Here is a 17,341-nt window from a genome sequence, read left to right as displayed (position 1 = left end):
CTGCGCCACTGACATCCACTTCAAACGCACGGTTGGTGAAGCGCCCCGTAAGGGGCGCGGGGCCGTATCCGATATGCGGCTACCGCCGCGTGGGCGCGAGCAACCACGACGCACCCGCACCCGCCGACCGGACAGGACCCGGCAGACGAGCGGGCGCCCGTCACGCCGGCGCCATCAGCAGCGGCCGTGCCCGCTCCCGCAACTCCACCACCCTCGGCTCGTCCCCGTACGGCTCCAGCCGGTGCAGCAGATCCTTCACGTACTCCGTCGTCCGCGCGGACGATATCCGCCCGGCCACCTCCACGGCCCGCACGCCCTGCTCGCAGGCCGCGTCGAGGTTGCCCGACTCCAGTTCGGCGACGGCCGACACCACCAGCCGCAGCCCGTGCGACCGCACGAACTCCTCGGTCGGCTTGGAGAGCGCCTGTTCCGTGAAGCGCCGCACCTGCCGCGGGGCCTTCAGGTCCCGGTAGCACTCGGCCGCGTCCGCGGCGAACCGGTCGTAGCCGTAGAAGCCGAGCCAGGAGGGATCGTTGTCCCCCTCGCGCGCCCGCTCCAGCCAGCCCTCCGCCGCCTTCAGCGCGGCCCCCGCCGCCTGCGCGTCACCCGCACGCGCGTGTGCCCGCGCCTCGACCAGCCGGAAGAAACTCATGGTGCGCGCGGTCGCCAGCCCCCGGTTTCGCTCCACGGCGGCCTGCGCGAGGTCGACGCCCTCGTCGCCGAAGCCCCGGTAGGTCGCCTGCAGGGACATCGACGCCAGGACGTACCCGCCGAGCGGCACGTCGGCCGCCGCGCGGGCGAGCCGCAGCGCCTGGATGTAGTACCGCTGCGCGGCCTCCTGCTGTCCGGTGTCGAAGGCCATCCACCCGGCAAGGCGCGTCAGTTCGGCACTCGCCCCGAACAGCGCCCGCCCGACTTCGTCGGAGTACGCGCCGAGCAGCAGCGGTGCCGCCTCGACTCGTAAACACTCCGGCACCATCGACGAACGCCAGTCGCCGCCGCCGTACTTGGAGTCCCAGCGCCGGGCGTCCTCGGCGGCCTCCCGCAGCTTCTGCACGTCACTGTGGCCGACTTTGAGCGGTGCGCCCGAACCGTCCATGGCGTTCGCCTCGCGCGCGACCGAGCTGTCGGCGGGGGTTATCAGCCAACGCGAGGCGGGCGTTGCGTATGCGCTCACTGCGAACGAGCCGGCGAGCGACTGCCAGATGCCCCCGGAACCGGCCCGGCGGCCGGCGAGGTCGAGACGGTACAGCTCGGTCGCCGAGCGCACCGCCTGGCCGACGTCCCTGGGGAAGGCGAGGCCCACTTCGGGGGCGGGATCCGCGTCCGCCAGGCCGATCTCGTGGAGCGGCACCGGGCGGCCGAGCTTCTGGCCTATCGCGGCGGCGATGAGGTGTGGCGCGGCGCCCTGCGGCACCATGCCCTTCGACACCCAGCGCGCCACCGACGTCTTGTCGTAGCGAAGAGTCAACCCGCGTTGAGCGCCAAGATCGTTGACGCGTCGCGCGAGTCCTGCGTTGCTGATTCCCGCGAGGGCGAGAACGGCGCCGAGTTTTTCGTTCGGCCCGCGTTGCTCCCTGGACATGCGCCACCCCTCGACACAGACGGCTGCCGCGCTGGCATAACCACGCGGCATTCGTAAACCCAGCGTAGTTCGCCGCATCCCAAGCGTTAAGAGGCATTGTTCCGGTTGGCGGGATTGTGGTCCGTACGCGAGTGCGGCCCATATACGCACCGTGCACGGCCTGTCGCGGCGTGCCCCCGCCGTGTGGCCGTGCGCCCGGCCGTGCGCTCTTCTCCGGCCATCGGGGGAGCGGTTCCATGGCTAGTGCGTGGGTCGGCCCGCTGTACTGGATCCAGTGGGCTGGGGGACACCGCCACCTTCATCCCCGCGGGTGGCGGACCGGTCCGGGAGGCGATGCCCGCCTCCCGGACTGTGCGTGTCCGGGCACGCGCGCGTGTGCTGCGCAAAGCATGTACGGAGCGTGCGCAAGTCCGCGCCGCCGTCGCCGATTTGGCCGAAAATCGACCCCACCTTTTTCGGCGACCCAACGCTCCTACCACGGCAATTGAGGGCGCGAAGGGCGTTTTTGGGGAGCGTACAGGGGGCGCATTCACGTCGCGGTCGCCCGGTGCCGTACGGCGGCCGGCTCCCGCCGCGACCCTTCCACGGCACGCGCGTGCGGCCCGTCCTGCGGCGACTCCACGGCAACCACGGGAAATCTTCCAGGGATCAAAGGCGGCCCCACCGCCCCTCCTGACCGCGTCCTTCATGGCAGCATGGGGACCCGGTTCGTACCGTGCATGGTTGTCCACAGCCTGTGGAGGCGTCGATGCGGTGGTTGGTGGGATGGAGCAGCACCATCTCCGGTGCCGCCACGATCGGCTCCGCCGGCGCCATGGGCTACGACGGCGAGACCGTCCACCCCGTCGGCTCCCAGCTGCTGTGGGGTGACCCGGACCCGCTCTGGGCGGTCGGCGACTGGCGCCCCGACGAGGTCCGCGTCATCAAGGCCGACGCGCAGAACCGCATCGCCGTCCTCGGCACCTGCGGCGCCACCGACGAGGAACTGCGCCTCGGCCTCTTCACGGCGCGCGGGGGCGCACTCCGGCATCTGACCGCCTGGTCCGGCAGCTACACCGCCGTCGTCCAGGTCGGCCGCCGGGTCACCGTCTGCGGCGACCTCGCGGGCGCCCGCCCGGTCTTCCACAGCCCCTGGGCAGGCGGTACGGCCTACGCCACCGCCGCGCTCCCGCTCGCCGACCTCATCGAGGCCAACCTCGACTACGGCCATCTGGCGGCCCTCTTGGCCGCCCCCGACGTGCCGGCCGCGCTGCACGACTCGACCCCGTACGAGGGCGTGCGGCGCATTCCGCCGGGGCATGCGCTGATCCTGCGCACCGGGGCGCGCGAGGTCGCCGGCTACGAGCAGGTCGCCTCGCTCGCGGTCGCGGCACCCTCCGCCGACCCGGACCGCGCGGTGGACGCCGTACGGGACGCGCTCGTAGAAGCGGTACGCGCGCGGCTGTCGGCACCCCGGCACGTCCCGGACATCGACCCTGGTCCGGTGCCCGGAATGGGTCCCGCCGAACGGCGTGCGGCCCGCGGGATGCCGGTCCCGGGCATCGGCGCCGACCTCTCCGGCGGCCCGGCGTCGGGGACGCTGGCCCTGCTGGCCGCGGGCCTGCCCGGCATGCCCGGCACGGTCCTCGGCCACGGCACCGGCGCCGGCGAGCGGCTCCTCGCCGTCACCTTCAACGACCTGGCCGTCGGTGGCCGCGAGGCCGAACTCCAGCGCGCGGGCACCCTCGCCGCCAACCCGCGCCTGCACCACGTGGTGGTCACCGGCGGCGAGGAGATGCTGCCCTACGCCGACCTGGACGGCCCCCTCACCGACGAACCGGGCCCGTCCCTGATCTCCGCGGCCCGGCACCGCGCCCGGCTCGCCGCCGGCAGCGCCGACCACTTCACCGGCTACGGCGCCCGCCAGGTCCTCGACGCCCACCCCGCGCGCCTCGCCGACCTGCTGATGGACCGCAAGCGCCGCCACCTCGTCCGCCCGGTCGCCGCGCTCGCCAAGGCCGACGGCTCCGTGATGGTCCCCGCGCGCGTGTACAGCGCGGCCCGCCGCCTGGCGCGTACGCCGTACCGCGCGGGCGTCGAGTCGCTCGCCGAGCGCCTGCTGCGGCGCCGGTTCGACGACCCCGGAGGCGCGGTGGGCGCGTCACTCGCGGCACTCACCTGGGCGAGACCGGGCCCGGCGGCGCGCTGGCTGACCGGGGAGGCCCTCGCTGAAGTATCGGTTCTGCTCCAGGGGTCGGCGAACCGCTCCGGCGTCGGCCCCGGGCAACGCCCCGGAGACTACCGCGCGCGTGCCGTGCTGGCCCGGTACGCGGCCGACATCCGCGTCCTGGAACAGGCGGCCGAGATCCGCTCCCAGCGCCTCCACACGCCCTTCCTCGACAACCAGGTGGTCCGCGCCTGCCGCGAACTCCCCGAGGCGCTGCGCGTCCAGCCGGGTGCCCGCGCGGCGATCCTCCGCACGGTCCTGGAGGGCGCCGGCGTCACCGACCTCCCGCCGGGCTGGGGCGCTCCCTCCCACGCGTCCTCGGCCGCCGCCACCCGCACGGGGCTGCGCGTGGCGGCCGACGACCTGATCTCCCTCTTCTCGACGCCGCTGCTGGCGCAGGCGGGCCTGGTGGAGGCGAGGGTGGTCCGCAAGGCGCTCCGCGCGGCTGCCGCGGGCGAGCCGCTGCCGCTGGACGGCCTGGCCGACCTGGTCTCCCTGGAACTGTGGCTGCGCCGCCTCCTCTCCCGCCGGGGCACCTGCTGGACGGGAACACCGGCCCGGGCACGGGCGGTACCCGCGGGGATACGGCCGATGCGGGGGGCACTGGCGTCGGGGGCGTGACCCTCCGGGGTGGGGCCGCCGTATCCGGGGGCTGCCGCCCCCAGGCCCCCGCATCGGGGGTGCGGCTCCTGTGTTTCGTCCGCGGGCCGGTGGGGGCTGGTCGCGCAGTTCCCCGCGCCCCTTACGGAGCTTCTTGGCTGCGGGCAGTCTCTCCGCCGCGGGCGGGTGGGGGTTGCTCGCGCAGTTCCCCGCGCCCCTTGCGGGGCACGTCCTAGCCGCGGGCAGTCGTGCCCCTGGGGCGGCACGGGTGGGCGCGGCGGCACCGGGCCGGCGCCGGTGAGCGTCCCCACCCCCCGGCCCCCACCCCGGGCAACCCGCAAACCCCGGCGCCGAAACTCCGTGGCCCGGCGACAATGACCCGGTGCGGTACCGAATCCTGGGCGTGGCCCAAGCCAGCGACGACCAGGGCACCCCCATACCCGTCGGCGGCCCCCGCCTCCGCGCCCTGCTCACCGTCCTCGCCCTCCACCCCACCCGCACCCTCACCCCCGAGACCCTCATCGAGGAGATCTGGGCGGCGGACGACGCCCCGCCCCAGGACGCCCCGGCCGCCCTCCAGGCCCTCGTCGGCCGGCTCCGCCGCGCCCTCGGCAGGGGCAGCGTCACCTCCACCCCCGGCGGCTACCGCCTGGCGGCGGCCGAGGACGACATCGACCTGCACGTCTTCGAGCGGCAGGTACGCGAAGGCACCCAGGCCCTGGCCGGCGGCGACCCGGCGACCGCCCACCGCCTCCTCACCGCGGCCCTCGCCCTCTGGCGCGGCCCCGTCCTCGCCGACCTCCCCGACCGCGCCTCGGCCGCCGCCCGCCCGGAGGCGCTCCGGCTGGAAGCCACCCGCGCCCGCGCCGCCGCCGCCCTCCGCCTGGGCCGGGCCGCCGACGCCGTACCGGAGCTGACCGAACTCACCACGGCCCACTCGTACGACGAGCCGCTGCACGCCCTGCTCATCCGCGCCCTGCGCGACACCGGCCGTCCGGCGGACGCCCTCGCCGCGTACGGGACCGCCCGCCGCACCCTCGCCGAAGGCCTCGGCACCGACCCCGGCCCGGAACTCCAGGCCCTGCACGCGTCGTTGCTCACGCAGGAGACAACCCCGTTGCAGGGGCCCCCGCCCCGCACCGGCAACCTCCGTCCGCGGCTTACCTCTTTCGTGGGCCGGGAACCCGAGCTCGAAGCCGTTCGTTCCGAATTGCACAGGGCCCGTCTCGTCACCCTCACCGGACCGGGCGGCTCCGGAAAGACCCGTCTCGCCGAGGAGGCCGCCGCCGGACTTCCGCAGGCATGGCTCGTCGAGCTCGCCCCGCTCGACCGGCCCGAGGCGGTGCCAGGCGCGGTGGTCAGCGCGCTCGGTCTGCGCGAGACCGTGCTCATGACCAACGAACTGGCGACGGTGCGGACCGACCCCACGGCCCTGCTCGTCGAGTACTGCGCCACGCGCAGCCAACTCCTGATCCTTGACAACTGCGAACATGTCATCGAAGCGGCAGCCGCCCTCGCCGAGACCCTGCTCACCCACTGCCCGGGGCTCACGGTCCTCGCCACCAGCCGTGAACCCCTGGGCGTCCCGGGCGAGTCGGTGCGCCCGGTCGAACCCCTCGCCCCCGAGCAGGCACACCGCCTCTTCGAGGAGCGCGCCGCCGCCGTCCGCCCCGGGACGGGGGCGGGGACCGGTGTCGCGCCGGGCGACCCGGCGGCCGTCGACGAGATCTGCCGGCGCCTGGACGGTCTGCCCCTCGCGATCGAGCTCGCGGCGGCCCGGCTGCGGCTGCTGACGCCCCGCCAGATCGCCGACCGGCTCGACGACCGCTTCCGCCTGCTCACCGCCGGCAGCCGCACGGTCCTGCCCCGTCAGCAGACCCTGCGCGCGGTCGTCGACTGGTCCTGGGACCTGCTCGACGAGCGGGAGCGGACGATGCTGCGCGAGGTGTCCGTCTTCGCCGGCGGCTGGGACCTCACGGCGGCGGAGGCCGTCTGCACCGGACCTGCCGCCGACGTCGTCGGCGCGCTCGTCGACAAGTCCCTGATCATCGCCACCCCGGACAGCTTGGACGGCGCGGACGGCACCGGCGGTATGCGCTACCGCATGCTGGAGACCATCCACGAGTACGCCGTCGAGCGCGCCGCCGAGGTCCCCGGGCTGCGCGCGGCGGCCGAGCGGCGGCACGGCGCATGGGTGTGCGCGCTCGTCGAGGAGGCGGAACCGAGACTGCGCTCCGGGGAGCAGCTGCCCTGGATCCGCCGCCTGGAGACCGACCTCGACAACATCCGCGCCGCCCTCGACCGGGCGGTCCGCGCGGGCGACGAGGTGCGGGCGGGCCGGATCGTCCTCGCCGTCGGCTGGTTCTGGTGGCTGCGCAACTACCGCCAGGAGGCGACGGCCTCGGTGCGCGCGGTCCTGCGGCTGGGCGTCGCCCGGGACGCCCTGCCCGAGGACGCCGACCCGGACGAGCTGCGCGCGCTCGCCGACGCGGCGGACCCCGTGGGTGCGCTGCTCGCCGACCCCGACGCGCAGGCCACGCACCCGCTGCACGAACTGCGCATGGACCTCAGGATGCTCGACCTGTTCCTGGTGTCCGAGTCCGGTCAGCCGGACCTGGCGGCGGACCGGCGGACTCCGCGGTACGTCGCGCTCGTCCGGGCCGCCTTCGAGCCCGGCGGTCCCCGGGCCGCCCGGCTGCCGGGCATCATCTGGCCGCTCACCGCGTGGACCCTGGGCGGCCCCGCCGTGGACATCGCCCCGGACATGTCCGCCGTGGTCGCCAACTGCCGGGAGTACGGCGGTGACTGGGAGATCGGCGTCACTCTGATGTACCGCACCCACATCATGGTCGACTCGCCCGGCAACCTGCGGGGCGTCGACGAGGACCTGGCCGAGCTGCGCGCCCTCAGCCGACGGGTCGGGGACCGCTGGATGGGGGCCCAGGTGTGCAGCGCGGCCGGCGAGGCGGACATGGCGCGCGGGCGGTTCGCGGCGGCGGAGGGCGAGTACAGGGAGGGGCTGCGGCTCGCCCACGAGGTCGGCGCGCACGCGGAGACGCCGTTCCTGCTCGCGCGGCTCGCCGAGATCGCCTTCCGCTCAGGCGACCGGGCGGGTGCCCGGGCCACCCTCGACCGGGCAGGCGAGGCCGCGGACCGGTACGGGGTGGCGGAGTCGAAGGCGTACGTGGCGGTGCTGCGGGCGATCCTGGCCCACTACGACGGGGACCTGTCCCGGGCGCGCGAGCATTACGAGACCGCCAGTGCCATGACGTCGGCCGGTTCCGCGCCCCCGCAGTTCATGGCCGCGATCCATGCCGTCGACGCCATGCTCACGGCGCTGGAACAGGGCCCCGCACAGGCCCTGCCGGTGGTGGCCGAAGGGCTGCGCGAGGCGGTCGAGCACCGGTGCGCCGAGGTGATCACGGCGGCGCTGGCCGACGTCGGCGCCGACCTGCTGGCCCGGCTCGGTGATCTGGCGGGTGCGGTACGGCTGTACGCCGCCGCCGACCACTGGCGCGCCGGGAGCGGCCGCCCCGAGCCGGAGCGCAGCCGCGCCGAGGAGGTCGACGCCGCCGCCCGCGCGACGCTGACCCCGCGGCGCTACGCGGCCGAGCGCTCGCGCGGCGCCTCCCTCACCGAGGAGGACGCCCTGCGCGAGCTGTGCGGAACCCCGACGGCTCCGACAGCTCCGACGGCCGCTACCGGCACGTGAACTTCGACTCGGCCCAGTCGGCGAGCGCCACCGAGTCGAAGGCGCTCTGCGGTTCGACGACCAGACGGACGGTCCTGCGCCCGGTGAGGTCCACATGGACGGGCACGGCGTCCTGTCCGCCCCCGACGACCCCGGACCGCCACAGCGGCACCCCGTCCGCATAGACGGCGAAGGTGACCTCGCCGAGGCCGAGGGTCATGTCGTCGACGCCGGCCAGTGCGTCGTAGGCGGTGCACTGCCGGTTGAGGTCGATGGTGACGGAGGACCGGCCGTGCACGGTGACGCCGTGCGCGTACTCCTTGCCGGCGACCGTCACGCCGTACCGCTGCCACACCCAGCTGCTGTCGTGGAGCCGCATCTCGGGCTGGGTGCCGTCGCCGGTGACGTCGAAGCGCAGCTCGCTCCACTGGTAGACGACCGCGGCGGGCGGCGGGGTGGGCGTCGGTGTGGGGGTGGGGGTCGGGCTCGGCGGGGTGGGCGTGGGCGTCGGGGTGGGGGACGCCTTCGGGCTGGAAGTGGGCCGCGGGCTCGGGGTCGGGGTCGGCGTCGGAGTAGGGGTCGGGGCCGGTTCGGGGGCGAGGGCGACCGGCTCGGGTTCCGGTTTCCGCTTCGTCGGGGTGGGCGTCGGTGCCGCGGGCTGCACGGCCGGCGCGGACGGGCTGGGTTTCAGGGCCTCCTTGACCGGGTGGCTGTCGTTCGTCAGGGCGAGGGCCACCACGGCGATCGCGGTCGCCACCACTCCGGCGGCGATACCGGCCTTCACCGGCCCCGCGAGCCCCTCCGAGGCCGCGGCGCCCCCGGCACCGCCGCCCGCCCCGCCGGACGAACCGCTCGCCGCGGCGGCCGCACCCGCGGCCCCCACCCCGGCGCCCCCGGCGACGATCCCGAGCGCCTTGGCGTACCCGGCGGCCCCGAACCAGCCGATGACCGCGACCGGTACGACGGCCGGGATACCGCTCGCGACCTCTTCGATCTGGGCGGCGGCCAGCCGGCACCTGGCGCACTCCTCCAGGTGCTTGCGCAGCCCCCGCTCGGCGCGGACCCGCAGTTTGCGGCGGGCGTAGCCGCCGAGCTGGTCGGCGTAGCGGGCGCACTCCTCGTCGTCGACGAGGGCGGCGCTCACATGGGCCTGGAGGTAGGCCTGCTTGAGGCCCTCACGGGCCCGGCTGGCAAGGACCCGGGTGCCGTTGGCGTCCAGCCCGAAGAGGACGGCCACCTCGCTCGGCGACTCGTCCTCGACCTCGGTGTGCCACAGCACGGCCTGCCAGCGCTCGGGCAGCGAACGGAAGGCCCGCATCGCCATCGACTGTTCGGCCTCGTGCATCGCGCGCACGTCGGCGCCGGGATCAAGACCCGCTCCGAAGGAGCCGAGGGACGCAGTGTCGTCAGGCACCTCGGAGCCGCGCCCGGCGTGCGCCGCGAACAGTGCGAAGTCGTCGACGAGTTGCTCACGCCGGGCCGACTTGATCCACTGCGCGGCGACCCGGCGTACGGAGGTGAGCAGGTAGGCGCGCACGGCGTACTCGGGCCCGGATCCGCCGCGCACCGCCTGCAGCATGCGGGCGAACACCTCGGCGGTCAGGTCGTCGGCGGTGTGCCCGTCCCGGCAGCAGGTGCGCGCATAGCGCCGCACCGCGTCCGCGTGCCGCCGGTACAGCTCCTCGTACGCCGAGTCGTCGCCGGCCCGCATGCGCTCGATCAACTGGCTGTCAGGGTGCGGCAGTTCCCGGGGCGGCGGGAGGACGCTCCCGTGACGCTGTGCCGGAACGTTCCCTTCCGGCGGTTCCGCGTCCGGCGGTACGGCGGCCCGCCCGCCCTGGCTCGGCACCTGCGGCGAGGTCGTCCCCTCACCGAGGGACTCGTCCCACCCGTCAACGCTCATCGCGGAGGCCCCCGATGCCTGCCCGAACCGACCGATTCACCGGCTCAGACTGCCACACCGCTTTTCACCAAGGCCCCCGAGCGGCGAAACGGTCACCCGGAAGAGGAAACGTCCCGAACTGCAGCGCCCCGCAAGGGGCGCGGGGAACTGCGCGACCAGCCACAGCCAACCCGCACCCGCCCACGGCCTTCGCGAGCCACCCTCACTGCCGAGACCGCAGCCCCTCCAGCAAGATCTCCAGCAACCGCGCCGAAGCCGCCGCCTGCTGCGCGGCATCCGGCAGGGACGGCGCCGCCGTCGCGATCACCAGCAGCACGTCGGAGACGGAGACGTCCGGCCGCAACTCACCGGCCGCCCGGGCCCGTTCCACCAGCCGCCCCACGACGTCGAGCAGCGCGGCCGCCCCCGCGTCGTCGTCGGCGCCGGCCACCGGCTCCCGCTCCTCCGAGACCAGCCGCAACTCCCCGGCCGCCGGCTGCGTCCGCTGCTGCGGCACCCGGGCCGCCTCGGCCCCGGAACCGGCCACGGCCTCGCCGCCGACCTCCTCCGGCACCCCGACCCGCAGCACCTGCGGCGGCAGCAACCGGCCCGCCCCCGATGCCACCGACGTCCGCAGGAAGCGCGCCAGCGCCGACCACGGCTCGTCCTCCTGCCCGAGCGCGGCCCGGGCCTGGTCGGTCAGCCGGGAGGTCTCCTCCTCGGCTATCCGCCGTACCAGCACGTCCTTGCTCGGGAAGCGCCGGTAGACCGTGCCGACCCCGACCCGCGCCCGCCGCGCCACGTCCTCCATCGGCGCGCCGTACCCCAGCTCGCCGAAGACCTCGCGTGCCGCACGCAGCACGTGCTCCAGATTGCGCTGTGCGTCCACCCGCAACGGCGTCGTACGCGGCCCGTCACCGCGTCCGTTGCCCGCCGCCGCGCTCACCGTTCCGCCACCGGCCGCAAGAGCGGAAGCCGATGACCAATGCGTGTCCTGAATATGCATCTGTGTTCCCCCGGTTAACGACGTCTCCCCCCGGAGACTCTCCCCGTCACTGAAAGCCGGAGCGAGCGGAACTGCGGCCGACCCATGACCGATCCATGGACCGCGGGCCGGGCGGACCGCCCGTCGCGACCCGTTCGACCACATCCTCTGCACCCCGTCGACACACGAACATAGTTGAGAGGCTGTCAATTCAGAAGGGGGACGTTCCGCACGGTGCGCCCCCCGATCGGAGTACGGGTCGTATACCTCCCGATTCGGCGCCTTCGCGCCCCCCTGCCCGCCCCCGCTGACCTGGTCCCTTTCGTCCGGCCCCGGCCGTGCGCCCGATGCCCCGCAAAGCCGTCCGCCGGTCACACAAGTTGCCGGGGCTGTGGACAAACAACAGTCACGGGTGCGTCATGGGATGGTGAAGGAACGTGCGCGCATTCTCGTTGTCGGCGGCGGCTACGTCGGGATGTACACGGCCCTGCGGCTGCAGCGGAGGCTGAAGCGGGAGCTCAGGCAGGGTGAGGTCGACATCACTGTCGTCACTCCCGATCCCTACATGACGTACCAGCCGTTCCTTCCCGAAGCGGCCGCGGGTTCGATTTCCCCTCGTCATGTCGTCGTACCCCTGCGGCGCGTTCTGGACCGGTGTCATGTCGTCATCGGCGAGGTGACGGCCGTCGACCACGCCAAGCGCACCGCCGAAGTGGCCACCCTCGCCACCGCCGAAGAGCGAAAAGGCGCCACTTTCCTGGAGTACGACGAACTGGTCCTCGCCCCCGGCTCGATCGCGCGCACGCTGCCCATCCCCGGTCTCGTCGAGCACGGCATCGGCTTCAAGACCGTCGAGGAGGCCATCGGCCTGCGCAACCACGTCATCGAGCAGATGGACATCGCCTCCTCCACCCGCGACCCCGCGATCCGCGACGCGGCCCTCACCTTCGTCTTCGTCGGCGGCGGCTACGCGGGCGTGGAAGCCCTCGGCGAACTGGAGGACATGGCCCGCTACACCGCGCGGTACTACCACAACGTCCAGCCCGAGGACATGAAATGGATCCTCGTCGAGGCCACCGACCGGATCCTCCCCGAGGTCGGCCCCGAGCTGGGCCGCTACACCGTCACCGAACTGCGCCGCCGCAACATCCAGGTGCTGCTGGAAACCCGCCTGGAGTCCTGTGCCGACCGCGTCGCCGTCCTCAGCGACGGCCTGCGCTTCCCGACCCGCACCCTCGTCTGGACGGCCGGCGTCAAACCGCACCCCGTGCTCGCCGCCACCGACCTTCCCCTCACCCCGCGCGGGCGGCTGAAATGCACCCCCCAGCTGACCGTCGACGGCGTCGACCACGCATGGGCCGCGGGCGACGCCGCCGCCGTCCCCGACGTCACCGCCACCGAACCCGGCACCGAGACCGCCCCCAACGCCCAGCACGCGGTCCGCCAGGCCAGGGTCCTCGGCGACAACATCGTCCACGCACTGCGCGGCGAACCCCTCGACACGTACGCCCACAAGTACGTCGGCTCGGTCGCCTCCCTCGGTTTCCACAAGGGCGTCGCCCAGGTCTACGGGCGCAGGCTGAAGGGCTACCCTGCCTGGTTCATGCACCGCGTCTACCACCTGAGCAGAGTGCCCACCGTCAACCGCAAGGCCCGCGTCCTCGCCGAATGGACCCTCTCCGGGCTCTTCAAACGGGAGATCGTCTCGCTCGGATCACTCGAACATCCCCGAGCGGAGTTCGAACTCGCGGCCGGTGGAAAGCCTCCTCACAGTCCCTCCGACGACTCGAACGGGTCGTCCTGACGGAACTCAGGAACTCCACGGACCGCCCCGGCGTCTGACGGATGTCGTCGCCGACGGCCACCCTGCCAGACTGCCCTCAGACCGAGCACAAGGCTTCTCCCCAGCTTCTCCCCAGAACTGCACCGGGGGACTTCCCCCGGCCCCCGGCCGCTCCCCGAGCCGGCCGGAGACGACGACACGAGGCAAGGTTTCGTGAACTTCACGCGCTGGAGCGCCCGGCTCCCCGGAACGCAGCGCCGCGCCGCAGCGCGGACCGAGCACGCGGTCTCCCCGGACCGGCGGGGGGACTCCGTACCCGCGGCCCGCGCCGAACAACTGACCGACGACTCGCCCTGCGTGCCCGCGGTCGACGAACTGCCCGCCCGCGGCGTCCTCGACCACGTCCCGGCCCTGGTCGCCCTCGTCCACGGCCCCGACCACCACATCGCGTACGTCAACGACGCCTATACGACGGCCTTCGGCGCACGCCCCCCGGGCGCCCCCGCCCGCGAGGCCCTGCCCGAACTCGCCGAACTCGGCCTGCTCCCCCTCCTCGACCAGGTCCTGCGCAGCGGCAAGCCCCGCACGCTCAAGTCCCGCAAGGCGCTCGACGGCCGCACCTACACGTTCACCTGCACCCCGGTCGCCGAGAACGGCGAGCGCGACGGCGGCGTCCTCCTCTTCGCCACCGACGTCACCGACCACGCCGAGGCGGCGGAGCGGCTGCGCGCCAGCGAACGCCGGCAACGCGAGACCGCCGTGACCCTCCAGCGCAGCCTCCTCCCCCAGGAACTCGAACAACCGGACGACCTGCGCATCGCCGCCACCTACCAGCCCGGCGGCACCGAGGCCGCGGTCGGCGGCGACTGGTACGACGTCATCACCCTCGGCGGTGGCCGCACCGCCCTCGTCATCGGCGACGTGATGGGCCGGGGCGTGCGCGCCGCGGCCGTCATGGGCCAGCTCCGTACGGCGGTCCGCGCCTACGCCCGCCTGGACCTCCCCCCGCACGAGGTCCTCCAGCTCCTCGACGGCCTCGCCACCGAGATCGACCCCAACCAGATCGCCACCTGCGTCTACGCCGTCCACGACCCCAACGAGGGCCGCCTGGTGTACGCCTCCGCCGGGCACCTTCCGATCCTGGTCCGCGACGAGAACGGCAGCGTGCTGCGCACCGAGGAACCGACCGGACCTCCGCTCGGCACCGGCGGCTGGGTCCACGCCTCCGCCTCGGTGCCGCTGAGCCCCGGCTCGACGGCCGTCCTCTACACGGACGGCCTGGTCGAACGCCGGGACGAGGACCTGGACCAGGGCATCGCGGCGCTGGAACACGCGCTGGCCGGCGCCACCGGCACCCCCCAGGTCATCTGCGACCGCCTGGTCCGCTCGGCCGGCGTCACGGCCGACCACTACGACGACGTCGCCGTTCTCGTCCTCCAGCATCCGGCCCGTACGGGACCCGACAGCGACCTGTTCCGCAACGCCGCGCTGGAGCTCCTCGGCGGCATCGAGGCGGCGCCACGCGCCCGTGCGTTCGCCTCCGGCGTGCTGACCAGTTGGCGTTTCCCGGCCGACCTCCACGACCTGGGCGTCCTCGCCACCAGCGAGCTGGTCGCCAACTCCCTCCAGCACGGCACCCCGCCCATGCGGCTGCGGCTCCGCCGCACCGACCGCCGACTGATCATCGAGGTCACGGACGGCGACGACCACCTACCGCGCCGCAGGCGCGCGGAGCCGGGGGACGAGTCGGGCAGGGGGATCGCCATCGTGGCGACGATCGCTTCCGGCTGGGGGTCCAGGAGGACGCCAGGGGGCGGGAAAGCGGTGTGGTGCGAGTTCGTACTGCCGAAGGGGTAGAGGGCGCGGCAGCCGGGCGGGTGCGGCGCGGTGGGGGTTGCTCGCGCAGTTCCCCGCGCCCCTAAAAGACTCAGTCTCGGGCCGCCGCTCCGCCGCGGGCCGGTGGGGGCTGGTCGCGCAGTTCCCCGCGCCCCTTACGGGGCGCTTCACAGCTCCCTAGCTGCGGGCAGGCGTGCCGCTAGGGGCGGCACGGGTGGGCGCGGCGGCACCCGGCGAGCGCCGGTGAGCGTCCCCACCCCCGGCCTCAGCCCGCTACGCGGACACGGGCTCCGAAGCTGCTCCGCCCCGCGCCACGACCCTGCTCCTCGCGGCGAGCCAAGGCCGGTCCTGGACGTCGGTCAGCCGCTTGCCGAGCCGCACCGCCAGCACGCTGATCCCCAGCGAGAACAGCAGGAACGTCACGACGTACGGCGCATGCAACGACGCCCCCATCGGCCCGCCCACCGCCGGCCCCACCGCCAGCGCAAGCTGCTTGACCAGCGCGAACGCCGAGTTGTACTGCCCGGCCATCCCCTCCGGCGCCAGGTCGGCCACCAGCGGAGCCACCGTCGGCGACAGCATCGCCTCACCCAGCCCGAACAGCGCGTACGTCGAGACGAACGCGGCCGTCGCCATCTCCTGGCTGCCGTGCCCCAGCCCGGCGTACCCGGCCGTGACCCACGCGACGGCCCAGATCAGCCCGACCCCGGCGATCACCCGCGACCGCCGCCTGCGCTCGACGAACCTGAGCACGGCGAACTGTGCGACGACGATCATCAGCGTGTTCGCGGCCAGCGCGGTGCCCAGCGCGGACGTGGATATCCCCGCCGCCTCCACGCCGTACGCGCTCAGCCCGGACTCGAACTGCCCGTAGCAGGCGAAGAACAGCACGAAGCCGAGCACGGACAGCTGCACCATCGCCCGGTTCCCGAGCAGCTGCTTCCAGCTGCCCTTCGCCGACGCCGCCGCCGGCGCCTCCCCGATCCGCGGCGAGTGCGGCAGCCGCACCGTCGCCATCACGGCGACCAGCAGCAGGAACATCGCCGCCTCGATCGCGAAGAGCAGGGTGAAGGAGGAGACCCGGGTCGTGTCGACGAGGTGGCCGCCTATGAGGCCACCGACACCCAGCCCCAGGTTCTGCAGGAAGAACTGGGTCGCGAAGGCCCGGGACCGGGTCTCCGCCGTGGAGCAGTCCACGATCATCGTCGCCAGCGCGGGCTGCATCACGGCCTGTCCGGCCCCCAGCAGCGCCGCCGCGGCCAGCACCGCAGGACCGCTCCCCGCCAGCCCCAGGCTCAGCGCACCGACGGCGGCCGTCACCAGGGCGGTGAGAAGGACCGGCAGTGGGCCGCGCCGCACGATCGCCCGGCCGGCGAACGGCAGCACTATCAACGCGGCCACGGCGAAGACGGCGAGCACCGTCCCCGCCGTCATGGCACCCAGCCCCCGCACCTGCGCCACATAGACGTACAGGTAGGGGACGGTGAAACCGAGCCCGAACGCGCTGAGTGCGTTGCCCACGTGGATCCGGCGCATCGCTGCGCCCATCGCCCTGGTCACGTTCACCTCTCTCAGGTCGTCAAGTCGACGGACTGCTGAAGTCTGAAGACTTTGAAGCTAAAGTTCGAAGCTAAAGACTACATCGCGAAGGACTTCAACGCCAAGCGTGTCCGTGCGATACTTCGGACCATGGCCGACACCACCGGCGGCGGCGAGCCGACGCTCGACGAGCAGATCGCCGCCTACCAGCGCGAGTTCCGGGACCTCGACCCGCAGGTCGAGAAGATCGTCTCGGCGCTGTCCCGGCTCAACCGCCGTATGAACGTCGCCTACGGCCGCCAGACCGGCGCCCTCGGGATCAGCAACGCGGAGTGGGAGGTCCTCAAGGCCCTCGTCCTCTCCGGGGTCCCCTACCGCATGGGCCCCAGCGAGCTGGCCAAGCGCCTCGGCCTCACCCCGGCCGCGATGACCCACCGCATCGACCGGATGGTCACCGAGGGGCTCGTCACCCGGGAGAGGGACGAGTGCAACCGCGTCCGGGTGATCGTCGAGCTGACCCCCGAAGGGCGCGAGAAGTGGCTGGAGGCCATGCGCCTCGCCTCCGTCTTCGAGGAGGATCTGCTCCAGGACCTCTCCCCGGCGGAGCGTGCGGTGCTCGGCGAGGTCCTCACCCGGCTGCTCCGCCGTGTCGAGCATGCCCAGCCCGACGCCGGTGGCCGGCTCACCGACCTGGACTGATGCCGGGGCGAGCGGCCCTCGGAAAAAATCTTGACAGGGAGGGTTGACACCCCTCTGGCCGCCACGTAATGTTCTTCGGGTTGCCGCGGAGCCGTAACGGTTCTGCGACAGCAACTCCGCCGCATGAGCGGCACCCAAACCACCAGCACGATCTCCCGACCGGGTTGATTTCGGCGTGCCCGAATTCAATTCGATTTCGGGGCTCAGTGGTGCCCGGTCGGACCGCGAGGCCCGATTGGGAATCGCGGAGCGGATCCGCTAGTGTTTGGGACGTCGGAACGGCTCAACGGCCGCGAAGACAACACCCGCTGACTGGGAATCAGACGCCGAAAGGATCTGATAGAGTCGGAACCGCCGGAAAGGGAAACGCGAGAGCGGAAACCTGGAAAGCACCGAGGAAATCGGGTCGAGAAAAGATCTGATAGAGTCGGAAACGCAAGACCGAAGGGAAGCCCGGAGGAAAGCCCGAGAGGGTGAGTACAAAGGAAGCGACCGTTCCTTGAGAACTCAACAGCGTGCCAAAAATCAACGCCAG

At 73.4% G+C, this 17,341-nt stretch carries 10 protein-coding genes; 5 read left to right on the top strand and 5 right to left on the bottom strand.

Features of this window, described 5'->3' with window-relative positions; all coding sequences use genetic code 11:
• Nucleotides 1–160 precede the first annotated feature (160 nt).
• The gene (locus ACGF5O_RS16760; protein ID WP_393810641.1) at nucleotides 161–1,585 is read right to left on the bottom strand and encodes an MFS transporter; all 1,425 of its coding nucleotides are present in this window, start codon (nucleotides 1,583–1,585) and stop codon (nucleotides 161–163) included.
• 748 nt (nucleotides 1,586–2,333) lie between these two features.
• On the opposite strand from ACGF5O_RS16760, the gene ACGF5O_RS16755 reads away from it, so the two are divergent.
• Together ACGF5O_RS16755 and ACGF5O_RS16750 are read left to right on the top strand one after the other, a co-directional pair.
• On the top strand, nucleotides 2,334–4,412 hold the full coding sequence (locus ACGF5O_RS16755) for an asparagine synthase-related protein (RefSeq protein WP_393810640.1): 2,079 nt from the start codon (nucleotides 2,334–2,336) through the stop codon (nucleotides 4,410–4,412).
• A 361-nt stretch (nucleotides 4,413–4,773) separates the two neighbouring features.
• Nucleotides 4,774–8,103 carry a BTAD domain-containing putative transcriptional regulator gene (locus tag ACGF5O_RS16750; protein ID WP_393810639.1) on the top strand — a complete coding sequence of 1,110 codons (3,330 nt, stop codon included), beginning with the start codon at nucleotides 4,774–4,776 and terminating at the stop codon, nucleotides 8,101–8,103.
• Here ACGF5O_RS16750 and ACGF5O_RS16745 read toward each other — a convergent pair.
• Nucleotides 8,090–9,985 carry a sigma-70 family RNA polymerase sigma factor gene (locus ACGF5O_RS16745; protein ID WP_393810638.1) on the bottom strand — a complete coding sequence of 632 codons (1,896 nt, stop codon included), beginning with the start codon at nucleotides 9,983–9,985 and terminating at the stop codon, nucleotides 8,090–8,092. The genes ACGF5O_RS16750 and ACGF5O_RS16745 overlap by 14 nt on opposite strands.
• Nucleotides 9,986–10,187: 202 nt before the next feature.
• Nucleotides 10,188–10,970, bottom strand: coding sequence for a TetR/AcrR family transcriptional regulator (locus ACGF5O_RS16740; protein WP_393810637.1), 783 nt, complete (start codon nucleotides 10,968–10,970; stop codon nucleotides 10,188–10,190).
• A gap of 403 nt (nucleotides 10,971–11,373) precedes the next feature.
• Between ACGF5O_RS16740 and ACGF5O_RS16735 the strand changes: the two genes are divergently transcribed.
• Complete coding sequence (locus tag ACGF5O_RS16735) at nucleotides 11,374–12,753, top strand: NAD(P)/FAD-dependent oxidoreductase (protein WP_393810636.1); 1,380 nt, start codon at nucleotides 11,374–11,376, stop codon at nucleotides 12,751–12,753.
• 192 nt (nucleotides 12,754–12,945) lie between these two features.
• A complete protein-coding gene (locus tag ACGF5O_RS16730) occupies nucleotides 12,946–14,589 on the top strand; it encodes a SpoIIE family protein phosphatase (RefSeq protein WP_393810635.1) in 1,644 nt (547 codons plus the stop codon).
• A gap of 252 nt (nucleotides 14,590–14,841) precedes the next feature.
• On the opposite strand, the gene ACGF5O_RS16725 is transcribed toward ACGF5O_RS16730, so the two are convergent.
• Entirely contained in the window at nucleotides 14,842–16,116 is a 1,275-nt protein-coding gene (locus tag ACGF5O_RS16725; RefSeq protein WP_393811078.1) for an MFS transporter, read from the bottom strand.
• A 141-nt stretch (nucleotides 16,117–16,257) separates the two neighbouring features.
• On the opposite strand from ACGF5O_RS16725, the gene ACGF5O_RS16720 reads away from it, so the two are divergent.
• Entirely contained in the window at nucleotides 16,258–16,806 is a 549-nt protein-coding gene (locus ACGF5O_RS16720; RefSeq protein WP_393810634.1) for a MarR family winged helix-turn-helix transcriptional regulator, read from the top strand.
• A 319-nt stretch (nucleotides 16,807–17,125) separates the two neighbouring features.
• On the opposite strand, the gene ACGF5O_RS16715 is transcribed toward ACGF5O_RS16720, so the two are convergent.
• A partial coding sequence (locus ACGF5O_RS16715; RefSeq protein ID WP_393810633.1) for a hypothetical protein occupies nucleotides 17,126–17,341 on the bottom strand: 216 nt, incomplete at its 5' end.

The sequence above is a fragment of the Streptomyces sp. NPDC048291 genome (genome assembly GCF_043201715.1).
Lineage (GTDB): Bacteria > Actinomycetota > Actinomycetes > Streptomycetales > Streptomycetaceae > Streptomyces.
Note: the sequence above shows the minus strand (reverse complement) of the source record. Positions and strands in the feature narration are given on the sequence as shown.